Raw genomic sequence first — 14998 nt, forward strand, 5'->3', positions numbered from 1 at the left:
AGTCGGCGATCGGGAGGGCACCGGTCGTCGTCGTGGCTGTCCCGGATGCCCGGGTCTGCGTCGGCGGTTTGTGGGGCGGGGGGCGGATCGCCCATGATGATCGCGGCAAAGGGCGGGGCAGCGGGCGCGGGACGGGTCGTGAACGGCCGGTGAACACGGGCCCGGCACCATCCGATACCCTCTGCCGACATGCCGCCCGGGCGCCGCAGGCAGGGGGCGGCCCGCCACGCACACGACCGGCGCCGACGCGCCGGCACCCAGGGAGTGAGTTCGGTTGCCGACCGCCATCGTCACCGGTCAGCCGGTTCCCGGATCGCCGCTGGAGAGCGATCTGCGGGCCCTCGGCTTCGACGTCCGGATGGCAGCGAGCACCGCCGAGGCAGAGACCCTGCTCGCCGCCGCCCCCGCGGGCGACCGCGTGGCCCTGGTCGACGCCCGCTTCGTCGGCCATCTGCACGCCCTGCGCCTCGGCCTGACCGACCCCCGCTTCCCGCTCGCCGCCGTCCCCGGCGCCGTCACCGCGCAGCCGGCCGCCCGCCAGGCGCTGACCCGGGCCGTGGCCCGCGAGACCTCCTCGGGCGGCGGCACCGCGGTCGCCGTCGACAGCATCGCCGACCGCGTCGTCACCGAACTGGACGCCGACGGCAGCGAGGTCCACCGCCCCGAGCTGGGCAGCCTCGTCGCCGTCGTACCCACCGACCCGCAGTCCCGCAACGAGGCCCGGCAGTCCGTCGCCGCCGTGGACGACGAGGCCGTACGCCTGAAGTCGGCCGTGAAGTCCCGCGACGGCTTCTTCACCACCCACTTCATCAGCCCGTACTCGCGCTACATCGCCCGCTGGTGCGCCCGCCGCGGTCTGACCCCGAACCAGGTCACCACCGCCTCGCTGCTCACCGCGCTGATCGCGGCCGGCTGCGCGGCCACCGGCACCCGCGGCGGATTCATAGCCGCCGGCGTGCTGCTGATCGCCTCCTTCGTGCTGGACTGCACCGACGGCCAGCTCGCCCGCTACGCGCTGAAGTACTCCACCCTCGGCGCCTGGCTCGACGCCACCTTCGACCGGGCCAAGGAGTACGCCTACTACGCCGGCCTCGCGCTCGGCGCTGCCCGCGGCGGCGACGACGTATGGGCCCTCGCCCTCGGCGCGATGGTCCTCCAGACCTGCCGGCACGTGGTCGACTTCTCGTTCAACGAGGCCAACCACGACGCCACCGCCAACACCAGCCCCACCGCCGCCCTCAGCGACAAGCTGGACAGCGTCGGCTGGACGGTCTGGCTGCGCCGGATGATCGTGCTGCCGATCGGCGAGCGGTGGGCGATGATAGCGGTCCTCACGGCGGCCACCACGCCCCGGATCACCTTCTACGTGCTGCTCGTCGGCTGTGCCTTCGCCGCCACGTACACCACCGCCGGGCGCGTGCTGCGCTCCCTGACCCGCAAGGCGCGCCGCACCGACCGCGCCGCGCGGGCGCTGGCGGACCTGGCCGACTCCGGGCCGCTCACCGAGGCGGTCGGGCGCGTGGCCCGCAAGGGCCTGCCCGGCCTCGCCGTGCCCGCCGCCGCCCTCCTCGGCGGTGCCGCGGTCGTCGCCTGCGCCGCCTTCTCCGGCTTCGGCTCGGCGCTGCCGGTGATCGGGGCCCTGGTCTACGTCCTCACCTCCGCCCTCGCCGTCGCCCGCCCGCTCAAGGGCGCCCTCGACTGGCTGGTCCCCCCGTTCTTCCGCGCCGCCGAGTACGGCACCGTCCTCGCCCTCGCGGGCAAAGCGGGGGTGAACGGGGCTCTCCCCGCGGCTTTCGGGCTGGTGGCGGCGGTCGCCTACCATCACTACGACACGGTGTACCGGATCCGTGGCAACGCGGGAGCGCCCCCGGCCTGGCTGGTGCGCTCCATAGGGGGGCACGACGGGCGGACCCTGCTCGTCGCCGCCTTGGCCGCGGTGCTCACCGGCGCGCAGTTCAAGGTCGCGCTCACGGTCCTCGCCGTGGTCGTCGCCCTGGTGGTGCTCGTCGAGAGCATCCGCTTCTGGGTGTCCGCAGGGGCGCCCGCCGTACACGACGAAGGAGAACCCGCATGATCGGCCTCGTGCTGGCGGCCGGCGCCGGACGGCGTCTGCGCCCCTACACGGACACCCTGCCCAAGGCGCTGGTGCCGGTGGGGCCCGCGGGCATAGAGGGCGAGCCCACGGTTCTCGACCTCACCCTCGGCAACTTCGCCGAGATCGGGCTGACCGAGGTCGCGGTCATCGTCGGCTACCGCAAGGAGGCCGTCTACGAGCGCAAGGCCGCCCTGGAGGCCAAGTACGGCCTCAAGCTCACCCTGATCGACAACGACAAGGCCGAGGAGTGGAACAACGCCTACTCCCTGTGGTGCGGCCGTGACGCCCTCAAGGACGGCGTGATCCTCGCCAACGGCGACACCGTGCACCCGGTCTCCGTCGAGAAGACCCTGCTCGCCGCGCGCGGCGACGGCAAGCGGATCATCCTCGCGCTGGACACCGTGAAGTCCCTGGCGGACGAGGAGATGAAGGTCGTCGTCGACCCCGCGAAGGGCATGACGAAGATCACCAAGCTGATGGACCCGGCCGAGGCGACCGGCGAGTACATCGGCGTCACCCTCATCGAGGGCGACGCCGCCGCCGAACTGGCCGACGCGCTGAAGACGGTCTGGGAGACCGACCCGCAGCAGTTCTACGAGCACGGCTACCAGGAGCTGGTCGACCGCGGCTTCCGGATCGACGTGGCGCCGATCGGCGAGGTCGACTGGGTCGAGATCGACAACCACGACGACCTGGCCAGGGGACGGGAGATCGCGTGCCGCTACTGACCCGGCTGATTCCGTCCCCGGTCGTCGTCGACATCCGCCCGGGCGCCCTGGACGACCTGGGCGGTGTCCTCGCCGACGAGCGCATCGCCCAGTCCGGCCGGCTCGCCGTCGCCGTCAGCGGCGGCTCCGGCGCCCGGCTGCGCGAGCGCATCGCCCCCTCGCTGCCGGGCGCCACCTGGTACGAGGTCGGCGGCGGCACCCTGGACGACGCCGTGCGCCTGGCCGGCGAGATGAAGTCCGGCCACTACGACGCGGTGGTCGGGCTCGGCGGCGGCAAGATCATCGACTGCGCCAAGTTCGCCGCGGCCCGCATCGGCCTGCCGCTGGTCGCCGTGCCGACCAACCTCGCGCACGACGGCCTGTGCTCGCCGGTCGCCACCCTCGACAACGACGCGGGGCGCGGCTCCTACGGCGTGCCGAACCCGATCGCGGTCGTCATCGACCTGGACGTGATCCGCGAGGCCCCGGCCCGCTTCGTCCGGGCCGGCATCGGCGACGCCATCTCCAACGTCAACGCGATCGCGGACTGGGAGCTGTCCCACCGGGTCAACGGCGAGAAGATCGACGGTCTCGCCGCGGCCATGGCCCGCCAGGCCGGCGAGGCGGTGCTGCGCCACCCCGGCGGCATCGGGGACAACGATTTCCTCCAGGTGCTCGCCGAGGCGCTCGTCCTCAGCGGCATCTCGATGTCGATCTCCGGCGACTCCCGCCCGTCCTCGGGCTCCTGCCACGAGATCAACCACGCCCTCGACCTGCTGTTCCCCAAGCGGGCCGCCGCGCACGGCGAGCAGTGCGGGCTCGGCGCGGCCTTCGCCATGTATCTGCGCGGGGCCCACGAGGAGGCCGCGCACACGGCCGGGGTGCTGCGTCGGCACGGGCTCCCGGTACTGCCGGAGGAGATCGGCTTCACGGTGGACGAGTTCGTCCGCGCCGTGGAGTTCGCCCCCGAGACCCGGCCGGGCCGCTACACCATCCTCGAACACCTCGACCTCAAGCCGAACCAGATCAAGGACATCTACGCCGACTATGTCAAGGCCATCGGTAGCTGAACTCCGTCCGGTCGTCCACCCCGCCGGGGTGAAGGACCGGCGCAGCGGTGAGCACTGGGCGGGACGCCTCTACATGCGCGAGGTGTCCCTGCGCATCGACCGCCACCTGGTGAACACCAAGGTCACGCCCAACCAGCTCACGTACCTGATGACCGTCTGCGGCGTGCTCGCGGCCCCGGCCCTGCTGGTGCCGGGGATCTGGGGCGCGGTGCTCGGCGTGGTCGCCACCCAGCTGTACCTGCTGCTCGACTGCGTCGACGGCGAGATCGCCCGCTGGAAGAAGCAGTACTCGCTCGGCGGGGTCTACCTGGACCGCGTCGGCGCCTACCTCACCGACGCGGCCGTGCTGGTCGGCCTCGGGCTGCGGGCGGCCGACCTGTTCGGCAGCGGCCGCATCGACTGGCTGTGGGCCTTCCTCGGCACCCTCGCCGCGCTCGGCGCGATCCTGATCAAGGCGGAGACCGACCTGGTCGGCGTCGCCCGGCACCAGACCGGCAGGCCGCCGGTGCAGGAGTCCGCGGCCGAGCCGCGCTCCTCCGGGATGGCGCTGGCCCGCCGCGCCGCCTCCGCGCTGAAGTTCCACCGGCTGATCCTCGGCATCGAGGCATCCCTGCTGATCGTGGTGCTCGCCATCGCCGACCAGATCCACGGCGACCTGTTCTTCACCCGGCTCGGCACCGCGGTCCTCGCGGGCATCGCGATGCTCCAGACCCTGCTGCACCTGGTGTCCATCCTCGCCTCCAGCAGGCTGAAGTGAGCGCCGTGAAGGTCGGCGCCGTCATCATCACCATGGGCAACCGGCCCGCGGAGCTGCGCGCCCTGCTCGACTCGGTCGCGGGGCAGCACGGCGACCCGGTCGAGGTGGTCGTCGTCGGCAACGGCTCGCCGGTGCCCGACGTCCCCGAGGGCGTCCGCACCGTGGAGCTGCCGGAGAACCTGGGCATCCCGGGCGGCCGCAACGTCGGCATCGAGGCCTTCGGGCCCGGCGGCTGCGACGTCGACATCCTGCTCTTCCTCGACGACGACGGCCTGCTCGCCCGGCCGGACACGGCCGAGCTGTGCCGCGAGGCTTTCGCCGCCGATCCCGAGCTGGGCATCATCAGCTTCCGCATCGCCGACCCGGAGACCGGCGAGACACAGCGCCGCCACGTGCCGCGGCTGCGCGCCTCCGACCCGATGCGCTCCTCCCGGGTCACCACCTTCCTGGGCGGTGCCAACGCGGTGCGCACCACGGTCTTCGCCGAGGTCGGCGGGCTGCCGGCCGAGTTCTTCTACGCCCACGAGGAGACCGATCTCGCCTGGCGGGCGCTGGACGCCGGCTGGCTGATCGACTACCGCTCCGACATGGTGCTGTACCACCCGACGACCGCGCCCTCGCGGCACGCCGTCTACCACCGCATGGTGGCCCGCAACCGCGTCTGGCTCGCCCGGCGCAATCTCCCGGCCCTCCTGGTCCCCGTCTACCTCGGGGTCTGGCTGCTGCTCACCCTGGCCCGCCGTCCCTCCAAGGAGGCCCTGCGGGCCTGGTTCGGCGGCTTCAAGGAGGGCTGGACCTCGCCCTGCGGCCCCCGGCGCCCGATGCGCTGGCGCACGGTCTGGCGCCTCACCCGGCTGGGCCGTCCCCCGGTCATCTGAGAAGCTTCTTACCTGAACAGCAAGCTTCTTACCGAGAGAGTCCGGGTTCTTACTCGTGAGTCACACTACGCATGACGCCGGTGTCGCGGTGAGCGCGATACCGTCGCCCGACGCGGGGCTGACGCCGGCCGAGCTGGCCGCCAAGTACGGTCTCGCCGTCAGCGGCGCCCGCCCCTCGCTGGCGGAGTACGTCCGCCGGCTGTGGAGCCGGCGCCACTTCATCCTCGCCTTCTCCCAGGCGAAGCTGACGGCGCAGTACAGCCAGGCGAAGCTCGGCCAGCTGTGGCAGGTCGCCACCCCGCTGCTGAACGCGGCCGTGTACTACTTCATCTTCGGCGTCATCCTGCACGCCAGCCGGGGCATGTCCTCCGACGTGTACATCCCGTTCCTGGTCACCGGCGTGTTCGTGTTCACCTTCACGCAGAGCTCGGTGATGTCGGGCGTGCGGGCCATCTCCGGGAACCTCGGGCTCGTGCGCGCCCTGCACTTCCCGCGTGCCTCGCTGCCGATCTCCTTCTCGCTCCAGCAGCTCCAGCAGCTGCTGTTCTCGATGATCGTGCTGTTCATCGTGGCGATCGGCTTCGGCAGCTACCCCGGCCCGTCCTGGCTGCTGATCGTGCCGGTGCTGGTGCTCCAGTTCCTGTTCAACAGCGGGCTCGCGCTGATCGTGGCCCGGCTGGGCGCCAAGACGCCGGACATGGCCCAGCTCATGCCGTTCGTGCTGCGCACCTGGATGTACGCCTCGGGCGTGATGTTCTCCATCAGCAAGATGATGGAGGGCCGCTCGGAGCTGGCGGTCCGGCTGCTCCAGGTCAACCCGGCCGCGGTCTACATGGACCTGATGCGCTTCGCGCTGATCGACGGCTACGACGCCTCGAACCTGCCGCCGCACGTGTGGGCCATCGCGGCGTTCTGGGCCGTGGTGATCTTCGCGGGCGGTTTCGTGTACTTCTGGAAGGCGGAGGAGCGGTACGGCCGTGGCTGAACAGAACACCGCAGGCGAGCGGCGTCCGACGGTCATCGCCGACGACCTGCACATCGTCTACCGGGTCAACGGCGCCAAGACCGGCAAGGGCAGCGCGACGGCCGCTCTGAGCCGCATCCTCAAGCGGGGCGAGGAGCGGGGCGTGCGCAAGGTGCACGCCGTGCGCGGGGTCTCCTTCGTCGCCTACCGCGGCGAGGCCATCGGCCTGATCGGCTCCAACGGCTCCGGCAAGTCCACCCTGCTGCGCGCCATCGCGGGCCTGCTGCCCGCCGAGAAGGGCAAGGTCTACACCGACGGCCAGCCCTCCCTGCTGGGCGTGAACGCGGCTTTGATGAACGATCTGACCGGTGAGCGCAATGTGATCCTGGGCGGCCTGGCCATGGGCATGTCGCGGGAGCAGATCAAGGAGCGTTACCAGGAGATCGTGGACTTCTCGGGCATCAACGAGAAGGGCGACTTCATCACCCTGCCGATGCGCACCTACTCCTCCGGAATGGCCGCCCGGCTGCGTTTCTCCATCGCCGCCGCCAAGGACCACGACGTCCTCATGATCGACGAGGCGCTGGCCACCGGTGACCGCAAGTTCCAGAAGCGTTCCGAAGAACGCATCCGGGAACTGCGCAAGGAGGCCGGCACGGTGTTTCTGGTCAGCCACAACAACAAGTCCATCCGGGACACCTGCAATCGCGTCCTGTGGCTGGAACGCGGTGAGCTGCGCATGGACGGGCCGACCGAAGAGGTTCTCAAGGAGTACGAGAAGTTCACCGGCAAGTGACCCGTTTCGGCCAAGGCCCCGTCGGCAACCTCCCGGCGGGGCCCCGCGTCTGCAAAGGAAGTGTCAACTCCGGCGCCTGTCAGGAATCTTGACGCCAATCGGTGTGTTGTTGTGATCTGCGGGACACCCCCTCGAAGCTCGATGCGTTGTACAACGTAAGCTGTACCGGTGCCGGAAAACGGCAAGTGGGGGGATAACGCGCGACACCTCGCGCCGGCGAAGCCTGCGAATTGCCGGGCGGCGTGTCCGAAATAGTGTGTATTGGGTCGGCAGTGTAGAACGGGAGATGTGACGGCAATGGCTACGGAAACTCCCCAGCTCAACGCAGCATGTGCCGTCCCCGCCGCGGGCAGCGCCCGATGACGGCCGCCACGACGGCGCCGGGCCTGGAACGCGCCACCCTCGACAAGGCCGCGAGCGAGAACTTCCCCGTGGCCCCCTTCTTCCTGCCCCGCGACTGGCGCGACGACCTCATGGCGGTCTACGGCTTCGCCCGTCTGGTGGACGACATCGGCGACGGCGACCTCGCCCCCGGTGGCGCCGACGCCCGGCTGCTCGGCGTGTCGGCCGCGGAGGCCGAGGACCGTCTCGTCCTGCTCGACGCCTTCGAGGCCGATCTGCGCCGGGTCTTCGACGCCACCCCGCGCCACCCCCTGCTGCGCCGGCTGCAACCCGTCGTGCGCCGCCGCTCGCTCACTCCCGAGCCGTTCCTCGGGCTGATCGCCGCCAACCGCCAGGACCAGCTCGTCGCCCGGTACGAGACCTACGACGACCTCCTCGCCTACTGCGAACTCTCCGCCAACCCCGTCGGCCGCCTCGTCCTCGCCGTCACCGGCACCTCGACCCCCGAGCGGATCCGTCTGTCCGACGCGATCTGCACCGCGTTGCAGATCGTGGAACACCTTCAGGACGTGGCCGAGGACCTCGGCCGCGACCGGATCTACCTTCCGGCCGAGGACATGAGGCGCTTCCACGTCACCGAAACGGATCTGTCCGCGAAAACCGCGGGCGCATCGGTGCGCGCCCTGGTTGCATACGAAGCGCAACGCGCCCGCGATCTGCTGAATGAAGGCGCCCCCCTGGTGGGTAGCGTCCACGGCAGGTTGAAGCTGCTGCTCGCAGGGTTCGTGGCGGGGGGAAAGGCGGCGATCCACGCGATCACCGCCGCCGAATACGACGTACTTCCCGGCCCGCCCAAGCCAGGCAAGGTCCAGTTGCTGCGTGAGGCGGGCGTGATTCTGCGAGGAGAGGGGTGATCCGGACCGTGGATTCTCCGTCGCACGTGTCCGCACCAGTACTCGCCGCCTACCGCTACTGCGAGACGGTGACCGGACAGCAGGCCCGTAACTTCGCGTACGGCATCCGGCTGCTGCCCACACCGAAGCGGCGCGCCATGTCGGCGCTGTACGCGCTGTCCCGGCGGGTGGACGACATCGGCGACGGCGACCTGGCCGACGACGTGAAGCTGGCACGGCTCGACGAGACCCGGGCCCTGCTCGCCCGGGTCCGCGAGGGCGGCGTCGCGGAGGACGACACCGACCCGGTGGCCGTCGCCCTCGCCCATGCCGCCGGTGCCTTCCCGATCCCGCTCGGCGGCCTCGACGAGCTGATCGACGGCGTCCGGATGGACGTGCGCGGCGAGACCTACGAGACCTGGGACGACCTGAAGGTCTACTGCCGCTGTGTCGCCGGTGCCATCGGCCGCCTCTCGCTCGGCGTGTTCGGCACCGAACCGGGCGCCCGCGGCGCCGAGCGCGCCGCCGAGTACGCCGACACCCTCGGCCTCGCGCTCCAGCTCACCAACATCCTGCGCGACGTGCGCGAGGACGCCCAGGGCGGCCGTACCTATCTGCCCTCCGACGACCTGGCCAAGTTCGGCTGCTCGGCCGGGTTCGACGGGCCGACGCCCCCGGAGGGCTCCGACTTCGCGGGCCTCGTGCACTTCGAGGTGCGGCGGGCCCGCGCCCTGTTCGCCGAGGGCTACCAGCTGCTGCCCATGCTCGACCGGCGCAGCGGCGCCTGCGTGGCCGCCATGGCCGGCATCTACCGCCGGCTGCTCGACCGCATCGCGCGCGACCCGGAGGCCGTGCTGCGCGGCCGGGTCTCGCTGCCCGGGCACGAGAAGGCCTATGTCGCCGTGCGCGGTCTGTCCGGCCTCGACACCCGGCATGTCACCCGGCACGGCTCCGGCCGGTCCGTCAGGAGGCGCGCCTGATGGACCTCACCGAACCAGGCGGCATCGCGCAGGCAACCCCGCACCCCGGCGTGGCGTCACTGACTGCGACGACCGCGCGTGCACCGTTCAACCAGCACGGTCGGCACGCACGGAAGGACGCACCATGAACGACGGCGCACGCACCGCACCCACTCCGGACGCATCCGGGCGGGCAGCCCGCAGCGCCGTCGTGGTCGGCGGCGGCCTCGCCGGTGTCACCGCGGCCCTCGCCCTCGCCGACGCGGGCGTCCGCGTCACCCTGCTCGAAGGCAGGCCCAGGCTGGGCGGCCTCGCCTTCTCCTTCCAGCGCGGCGAACTGACCGTCGACAACGGCCAGCACGTGTACCTGCGCTGCTGCACCGCCTACCGCTGGTTCCTCGACCGGATCGGGGGAGCGGAGCTGGCACCGCTGCAGGACCGCCTGGACGTGCCCGTCGTGGACCTCGCCAAGCCCGAGGGCCGGCGGCTCGGCCGGCTGCGGCGCGACCCGCTGCCCGTCCCCCTCCACCTGGGGCGCAGCCTGGCCGCCTATCCGCACCTCTCGCTCGCCGAGCGCGCCGCGGTCGGGCGGGCCGCGCTCGCGCTGAAGGGACTCGACCCGGCCGACCCGGAGCTGGACACCCAGGACTTCGGCAGCTGGCTGGCCGCCCACGGCCAGTCGGCGCGTGCCATCGAGGCCCTGTGGGACCTGGTCGGGGTCGCCACCCTCAACGCGGTCGCGGGCGACGCCTCACTGGGGCTCGCCGCGATGGTGTTCAAGACCGGTCTGCTGTCCGACCCGGGCGCGGCCGACATCGGCTGGGCCCATGTCCCGCTGGGCGAACTGCACGACCGGCTGGCCCGCAAGGCGCTCGACTCCGCGGGCGTGCGTACCGAGGTCCGTTCACGCGTCACCTCCGTCTCTGCCATGGAGAACGGCGGTTGGCGCGTGGAGGTTCCCGGCGAGCGCCTGGAAACCGACGCCGTCGTCCTCGCCGTGCCCCAGCGCGAGGCGCACGCGCTGCTGCCGCCCGGCGCCCTCGACGCCCCCGAGCGGCTGCTCGGCATCGGCACCGCGCCGATCCTCAACGTGCATGTCGTCTACGACCGCAAGGTGCTCGCGCGGCCCTTCTTCGCCGCCCTCGGCACCCGGGTGCAGTGGGTCTTCGACCGCACCCACGCCTCGGGGCTGCGCTCGGGCCAGTACCTCGCGCTGTCCCAGTCGGCCGCACAGGACGACATCGATCTCCCGGTCGCCGAGCTGCGCCGGCGCTACCTCCCGGAGCTGGAGAGGCTCATCCCGGGTACGCGCGGCGCCGTGCTCGAGGACTTCTTCGTGACCCGGGAGCGCACGGCCACGTTCGCGCCCGCCCCCGGCGTCGGCCGACTGCGGCCCGGCGCCCGCACCAAGGCCCCCGGCCTGTACCTGGCCGGAGCGTGGACCGCCACCGGGTGGCCCGCGACCATGGAGAGTGCGGTCCGCAGCGGAGTGAGCGCGGCCGACGCCGCGCTGAGCGCCCTGGGCCGGCCCCGCCCGAGCCGCCTGTTCGCCGTCGAGGAGGCGGCCTGATGGCTCATCACCCGCCGGCGGCAGGCCGCCCCCGCACCTTCGGTACCGCAACAAGAGGAGAGACTGTGCCCACTGTGCCCCCGGCCTCGACGGAGACCGCGGTGGACGTCACCGCGCTGCTGGAGCGCGGCCGGAACCTGGCCACACCGGTCCTGCGTGCGGCCGTCGACCGCCTGGCTCCTCCCATGGACACCGTCGCCGCCTACCACTTCGGCTGGATCGACGCCGCCGGCAACCCGGCCGACGGGGACGGCGGCAAGGCCGTGCGCCCCGCCCTCGCCGTGCTCTCCGCCGAGGTCACCGGGGCCGCGCCCGAGACCGGCGTGCCCGGCGCCGTGGCCGTCGAACTCGTCCACAACTTCTCGCTGCTGCACGACGACCTGATGGACGGCGACGAGCAGCGCCGGCACCGCGACACCGTCTGGAAGGTGCACGGCCCCGCCCAGGCCATCCTGGTCGGCGACGCGCTGTTCGCCCTCGCCAACGAGGTCCTGCTGGAGCTGGGCACGGTCGAGGCCGGCCGCGCCACCCGCAGGCTCACCTGCGCCACCCGCGCCCTGATCGACGGTCAGGCGCAGGACATCTCCTACGAGCACCGCGAGAGCGTCAGCGTCGAGGAGTGCCTGGAGATGGAGGGCAACAAGACCGGGGCGCTGCTCGCCTGCGCCTCCTCCATCGGCGCCGTCCTCGGCGGCGCCGACGACGCCACCGCCGACGCGCTGGAGCGCTACGGCTACCACCTGGGCCTCGCCTTCCAGGCCGTGGACGACCTGCTCGGCATCTGGGGCGACCCGGACGCCACCGGCAAGCAGACCTGGAGCGACCTGCGCCAGCGCAAGAAGTCGCTGCCGGTGGTGGCCGCGCTCGCGGCCGGCGGCCCCGCCTCCGAGCGGCTCGGCGAGATCCTCGCCGCCGACGCCAAGAGCAGCGATTTCGAGAACTTCTCCGAGGAGGAGTTCGCGGCCCGCGCCGCCCTCATCGAGGAGGCCGGCGGCCGCGAATGGACGGCCGAGGAAGCGCGCCGTCAGCACACCATCGCCATCAGCGCCCTCGACGCGGTCGGCATGCCGGACCGGGTACGGGCCGCCTTCACGGCCCTCGCCGACTTCGTCGTCGTACGAAAGAGATGATCACTATCGGCCGAACAAGCCTCGCGTAGTCGCCGGCCGGTGTCGCGGAACACCCGCACACCGGCCGACGGCGGACCCACAGCAGCACGACTCGCACGACTGCACGAAGGGGAAGCCATGACAGCGACGACCGACGGAAGCACCGGGGCCACCTTGCCGTCCCGCGCTGCCGCGGCCAGCCACGCCACCCTCACGACCCCCGAGGCGGCCGGGGTACCGGAAGCCGCCGCACGCGCCGCACGGCGCGCCACCGACTTCCTGCTCTCCAAGCAGGACACCGAAGGCTGGTGGAAGGGCGACCTGGAGACCAACGTCACCATGGACGCCGAGGACCTCCTGCTCCGCCAGTTCCTGGGCATCCAGGACGACAAGACCACGCAGGCCGCCGCGAAGTTCATCCGCGGCGAGCAGCGCGAGGACGGCACCTGGGCCACCTTCTACGGCGGCCCCGGCGAACTGTCCACCACGATCGAGGCGTACGTCGCCCTGCGCCTGGCCGGCGACACGCCCGAGGACCCGCACATGGCGAAGGCCTCCGCCTGGATCCGTGAGCGCGGCGGCATCGCCGCCTCCCGGGTCTTCACCCGGACCTGGCTCGCCCTGTTCGGCTGGTGGAAGTGGGAAGACCTGCCGGAGATGCCGCCGGAGCTGATCTGGTTCCCGAAGTGGATGCCGCTCAACATCTACGACTTCGGCTGCTGGGCCCGGCAGACGATCGTGCCGCTCACCGTCGTCTCGGCCAAGCGGCCGGTGCGCCCGGCGCCCTTCGCGCTGGACGAGCTGCACACCGACCCGGCGAACCCCAACCCGGCCAAGCCCATCGCACCGCTGGCCAGCTGGGACGGCGCCTTCCAGCGCCTGGACAAGACGCTCCGGCAACTGCGCAAGGTGGTCCCGCGCCGGGTGCGCAAGGCCGCGATGAACGCCGCGGCCCGCTGGATCATCGAGCGGCAGGAGAACGACGGCTGCTGGGGCGGCATCCAGCCCCCGGCCGTGTACTCGATCATCGCCCTGCATCTGCTCGGCTACGACCTCGAACACCCGGTGCTGCGCGAGGGACTCGCCTCGCTGGACCGGTTCGCCGTCTGGCGCGAGGACGGCGCCCGCATGATCGAGGCCTGCCAGTCCCCGGTGTGGGACACCTGCCTCGCCACCATCGCCCTGGTCGACGCCGGACTGCCCGCCGACCATCCGCAACTGGTCAAGGCGGCCGACTGGCTGCTCGGCGAGGAGATCGTCAGGCCCGGCGACTGGGCCGTACGCCGCCCCCAACTGCCGCCGGGCGGCTGGGCGTTCGAGTTCCACAACGACAACTACCCGGACATCGACGACACCGCCGAGGTCTCCCTCGCGCTGCGCCGGGTCCGCCACCACGACCCCGAGCGGGTGGACCGGTCCATCGGCCGCGCGGTGCGCTGGAACCTCGGCATGCAGTCGCGCGACGGCGCGTGGGGCGCCTTCGACGTCGACAACACCAGCCCGTTCCCCAACCGGTTGCCGTTCTGCGACTTCGGCGAGGTCATCGACCCGCCGTCCGCGGACGTCACCGCGCACGTGGTGGAGATGCTGGCCGCCGAGGGCCTGGCCGACGACCCGCGCACCCGGCGCGGCATCGCCTGGCTGCTCGCCGAACAGGAGGAGAACGGCGCCTGGTTCGGCCGTTGGGGCGTCAACTACATCTACGGCACCGGCTCGGTGGTCCCCGCGCTCACCGCGGCGGGACTGCCCGGCTCGCACCCCGCGATCCGGCGGGCGGTGGCGTGGCTGGAGTCGGTGCAGAACGACGACGGCGGCTGGGGCGAGGACCTGCGCTCCTACAAGCACGCCCGGGAATGGTGCGGCCGGGGCGCCTCCACCCCCTCGCAGACCGGGTGGGCGCTGATGGCGCTGCTCGCGGCCGGGGAGAAGGGCTCCCAGGCCGTCGAGCGGGGCGTCAAGTGGCTGGCGGACAACCAGCGGGAGGACGGCACCTGGGACGAGCCGTACTTCACCGGCACCGGCTTCCCCTGGGACTTCTCCATCAACTACCACCTGTACCGCCAGGTGTTCCCGCTCACCGCCCTCGGCCGGTACCTGCACGGCGACCCCTTCGAGCGGCAGCTGCTCGCCAAGGCCACCCGGCCCAGGGCCGGGCAGGCCGAGCAGGCCGAACCGGCCGGGTCGTCGCTCTCCGAGGCCAAGGGGAGCTGATGTGAACGTCCAGCCCGCTCCGGCTCCGCTGCTGATCGCCTGCGCGCTCGGCATCGAGCACCTCGCCCTGCGCTCGGGCGATCGCACTGGGGCCGGCGGGCCGGTCACGTTCGTGCGCACCGGGATGGGGCCGCGGGCGGCTCAGCGGTCCCTCACCCGGCAGCTGTCCCAGCCCGCGCTCGCCGGTGCCGCCGTGGTGGCCACCGGTTTCTGCGCCGGGCTGGCCCCCGGTATGCACCCCGGTGACCTGGTGGTCGCCGAGGAGACCCGGGACCCGCACGGGACCGTCCCGTGCGCCGGCACCGAACTGCTGGTCAAGGAGCTCGCGCGGCTGCTGCCCGGCCGCACGGTGCACACCGGCCCGCTCACCGGCTCCGACCATGTCGTCCGCGGTCCCGAACGGTCCGCCCTGCGCGCGACCGGCGCGATCGCGGTCGACATGGAATCCGCGGCCACGCTGCTCAGCGCCGTGCGCGCGGGCGAGCGCCCGGTCGCGGCGGTCCGGGTGGTCGTGGACGCTCCCGAACACGAACTCGTCCGGATCGGCACGGTCCGCGGTGGAATATCAGCCTTCCGCGTTCTTCGGTCCGTACTTCCCGCATTTTTCGAATGGCACCGTTCTTTGCTGCTCCCCCGGAGGTGAGCCA

At 72.1% G+C, this 14998-nt stretch carries 14 protein-coding genes; all 14 read left to right on the forward strand.

Annotated features, from left to right (window positions below; genetic code table 11):
* The first annotated feature begins 274 nt into the window (after positions 1 to 274).
* The 14 genes from FRZ03_RS33965 to FRZ03_RS34025 all read left to right on the forward strand — a co-directional run bounded on the left by FRZ03_RS33965 (position 275) and on the right by FRZ03_RS34025 (position 14994).
* Positions 275 to 2074: a DUF5941 domain-containing protein gene (locus tag FRZ03_RS33965; protein ID WP_146468910.1), complete on the forward strand. Its 1800-nt coding sequence runs from the start codon at positions 275 to 277 to the stop codon at positions 2072 to 2074.
* A complete protein-coding gene (locus FRZ03_RS33970) occupies positions 2071 to 2823 on the forward strand; it encodes a phosphocholine cytidylyltransferase family protein (RefSeq protein ID WP_070029559.1) in 753 nt (250 codons plus the stop codon). Before FRZ03_RS33965 ends, FRZ03_RS33970 begins: the two co-directional genes overlap by 4 nt.
* Positions 2811 to 3872 carry an iron-containing alcohol dehydrogenase family protein gene (locus FRZ03_RS33975; RefSeq protein ID WP_146468911.1) on the forward strand — a complete coding sequence of 354 codons (1062 nt, stop codon included), beginning with the start codon at positions 2811 to 2813 and terminating at the stop codon, positions 3870 to 3872. The genes FRZ03_RS33970 and FRZ03_RS33975 overlap by 13 nt, the downstream gene beginning before the upstream one ends.
* Positions 3850 to 4629: a CDP-alcohol phosphatidyltransferase family protein gene (locus FRZ03_RS33980; protein WP_146468912.1), complete on the forward strand. Its 780-nt coding sequence runs from the start codon at positions 3850 to 3852 to the stop codon at positions 4627 to 4629. Before FRZ03_RS33975 ends, FRZ03_RS33980 begins: the two co-directional genes overlap by 23 nt.
* Positions 4630 to 4634: 5 nt before the next feature.
* Complete coding sequence (locus tag FRZ03_RS33985; RefSeq protein ID WP_146468960.1) at positions 4635 to 5507, forward strand: glycosyltransferase family 2 protein; 873 nt, start codon at positions 4635 to 4637, stop codon at positions 5505 to 5507.
* Between the two features lie 55 nt (positions 5508 to 5562).
* Positions 5563 to 6492, forward strand: coding sequence for an ABC transporter permease (locus FRZ03_RS33990; protein WP_146468913.1), 930 nt, complete (start codon positions 5563 to 5565; stop codon positions 6490 to 6492).
* Positions 6485 to 7267, forward strand: coding sequence for an ABC transporter ATP-binding protein (locus FRZ03_RS33995; RefSeq protein ID WP_146468914.1), 783 nt, complete (start codon positions 6485 to 6487; stop codon positions 7265 to 7267). Before FRZ03_RS33990 ends, FRZ03_RS33995 begins: the two co-directional genes overlap by 8 nt.
* Positions 7268 to 7626: 359 nt before the next feature.
* Complete coding sequence (gene hpnC / locus FRZ03_RS34000) at positions 7627 to 8523, forward strand: squalene synthase HpnC (protein ID WP_146468915.1); 897 nt, start codon at positions 7627 to 7629, stop codon at positions 8521 to 8523.
* Positions 8520 to 9482 (forward strand): presqualene diphosphate synthase HpnD, encoded by a 963-nt coding sequence (gene hpnD / locus FRZ03_RS34005; RefSeq protein ID WP_146468916.1) that lies wholly within the window; start codon positions 8520 to 8522, stop codon positions 9480 to 9482. Before hpnC ends, hpnD begins: the two co-directional genes overlap by 4 nt.
* Positions 9482 to 9610 carry a DUF6380 family protein gene (locus tag FRZ03_RS41365; protein WP_222443436.1) on the forward strand — a complete coding sequence of 43 codons (129 nt, stop codon included), beginning with the start codon at positions 9482 to 9484 and terminating at the stop codon, positions 9608 to 9610. Before hpnD ends, FRZ03_RS41365 begins: the two co-directional genes overlap by 1 nt.
* The gene (gene hpnE, locus FRZ03_RS34010) at positions 9607 to 11031 is read left to right on the forward strand and encodes a hydroxysqualene dehydroxylase HpnE (RefSeq protein ID WP_146468917.1); all 1425 of its coding nucleotides are present in this window, start codon (positions 9607 to 9609) and stop codon (positions 11029 to 11031) included. The genes FRZ03_RS41365 and hpnE overlap by 4 nt, the downstream gene beginning before the upstream one ends.
* Positions 11031 to 12161, forward strand: a complete 1131-nt coding sequence (locus tag FRZ03_RS34015) for a polyprenyl synthetase family protein (protein ID WP_146468918.1) — start codon at positions 11031 to 11033, stop codon at positions 12159 to 12161. The genes hpnE and FRZ03_RS34015 overlap by 1 nt, the downstream gene beginning before the upstream one ends.
* A gap of 117 nt (positions 12162 to 12278) precedes the next feature.
* Positions 12279 to 14351: a squalene--hopene cyclase gene (gene shc / locus FRZ03_RS34020; protein WP_261399466.1), complete on the forward strand. Its 2073-nt coding sequence runs from the start codon at positions 12279 to 12281 to the stop codon at positions 14349 to 14351.
* Between the two features lies 1 nt (position 14352).
* Positions 14353 to 14994, forward strand: a complete 642-nt coding sequence (locus FRZ03_RS34025) for a phosphorylase family protein (protein WP_146468919.1) — start codon at positions 14353 to 14355, stop codon at positions 14992 to 14994.
* The last annotated feature ends 4 nt before the right edge of the window (positions 14995 to 14998 follow it).

It is taken from the genome of Streptomyces misionensis (genome assembly GCF_007896895.1).
Classification (GTDB): Bacteria; Actinomycetota; Actinomycetes; order Streptomycetales; family Streptomycetaceae; genus Streptomyces; species Streptomyces misionensis_A.

Excerpts from the sequence above, each read along its gene's own strand:
- FRZ03_RS33970 (WP_070029559.1), top strand. The coding sequence starts at position 2,071 with ATGATCGGCCTCGTGCTGGCGGCCGGCGCCGGACGGCGTCTGCGCCCC.
- FRZ03_RS33980 (WP_146468912.1), top strand. The coding sequence starts at position 3,850 with ATGTCAAGGCCATCGGTAGCTGAACTCCGTCCGGTCGTCCACCCCGCC.
- hpnC (WP_146468915.1), top strand. The coding sequence starts at position 7,627 with ATGACGGCCGCCACGACGGCGCCGGGCCTGGAACGCGCCACCCTCGAC.
- FRZ03_RS41365 (WP_222443436.1), top strand. The coding sequence starts at position 9,482 with ATGGACCTCACCGAACCAGGCGGCATCGCGCAGGCAACCCCGCACCCC.
- hpnE (WP_146468917.1), top strand. The coding sequence starts at position 9,607 with ATGAACGACGGCGCACGCACCGCACCCACTCCGGACGCATCCGGGCGG.
- FRZ03_RS34015 (WP_146468918.1), top strand. The coding sequence starts at position 11,031 with ATGGCTCATCACCCGCCGGCGGCAGGCCGCCCCCGCACCTTCGGTACC.
- shc (WP_261399466.1), top strand. The coding sequence starts at position 12,279 with ATGACAGCGACGACCGACGGAAGCACCGGGGCCACCTTGCCGTCCCGC.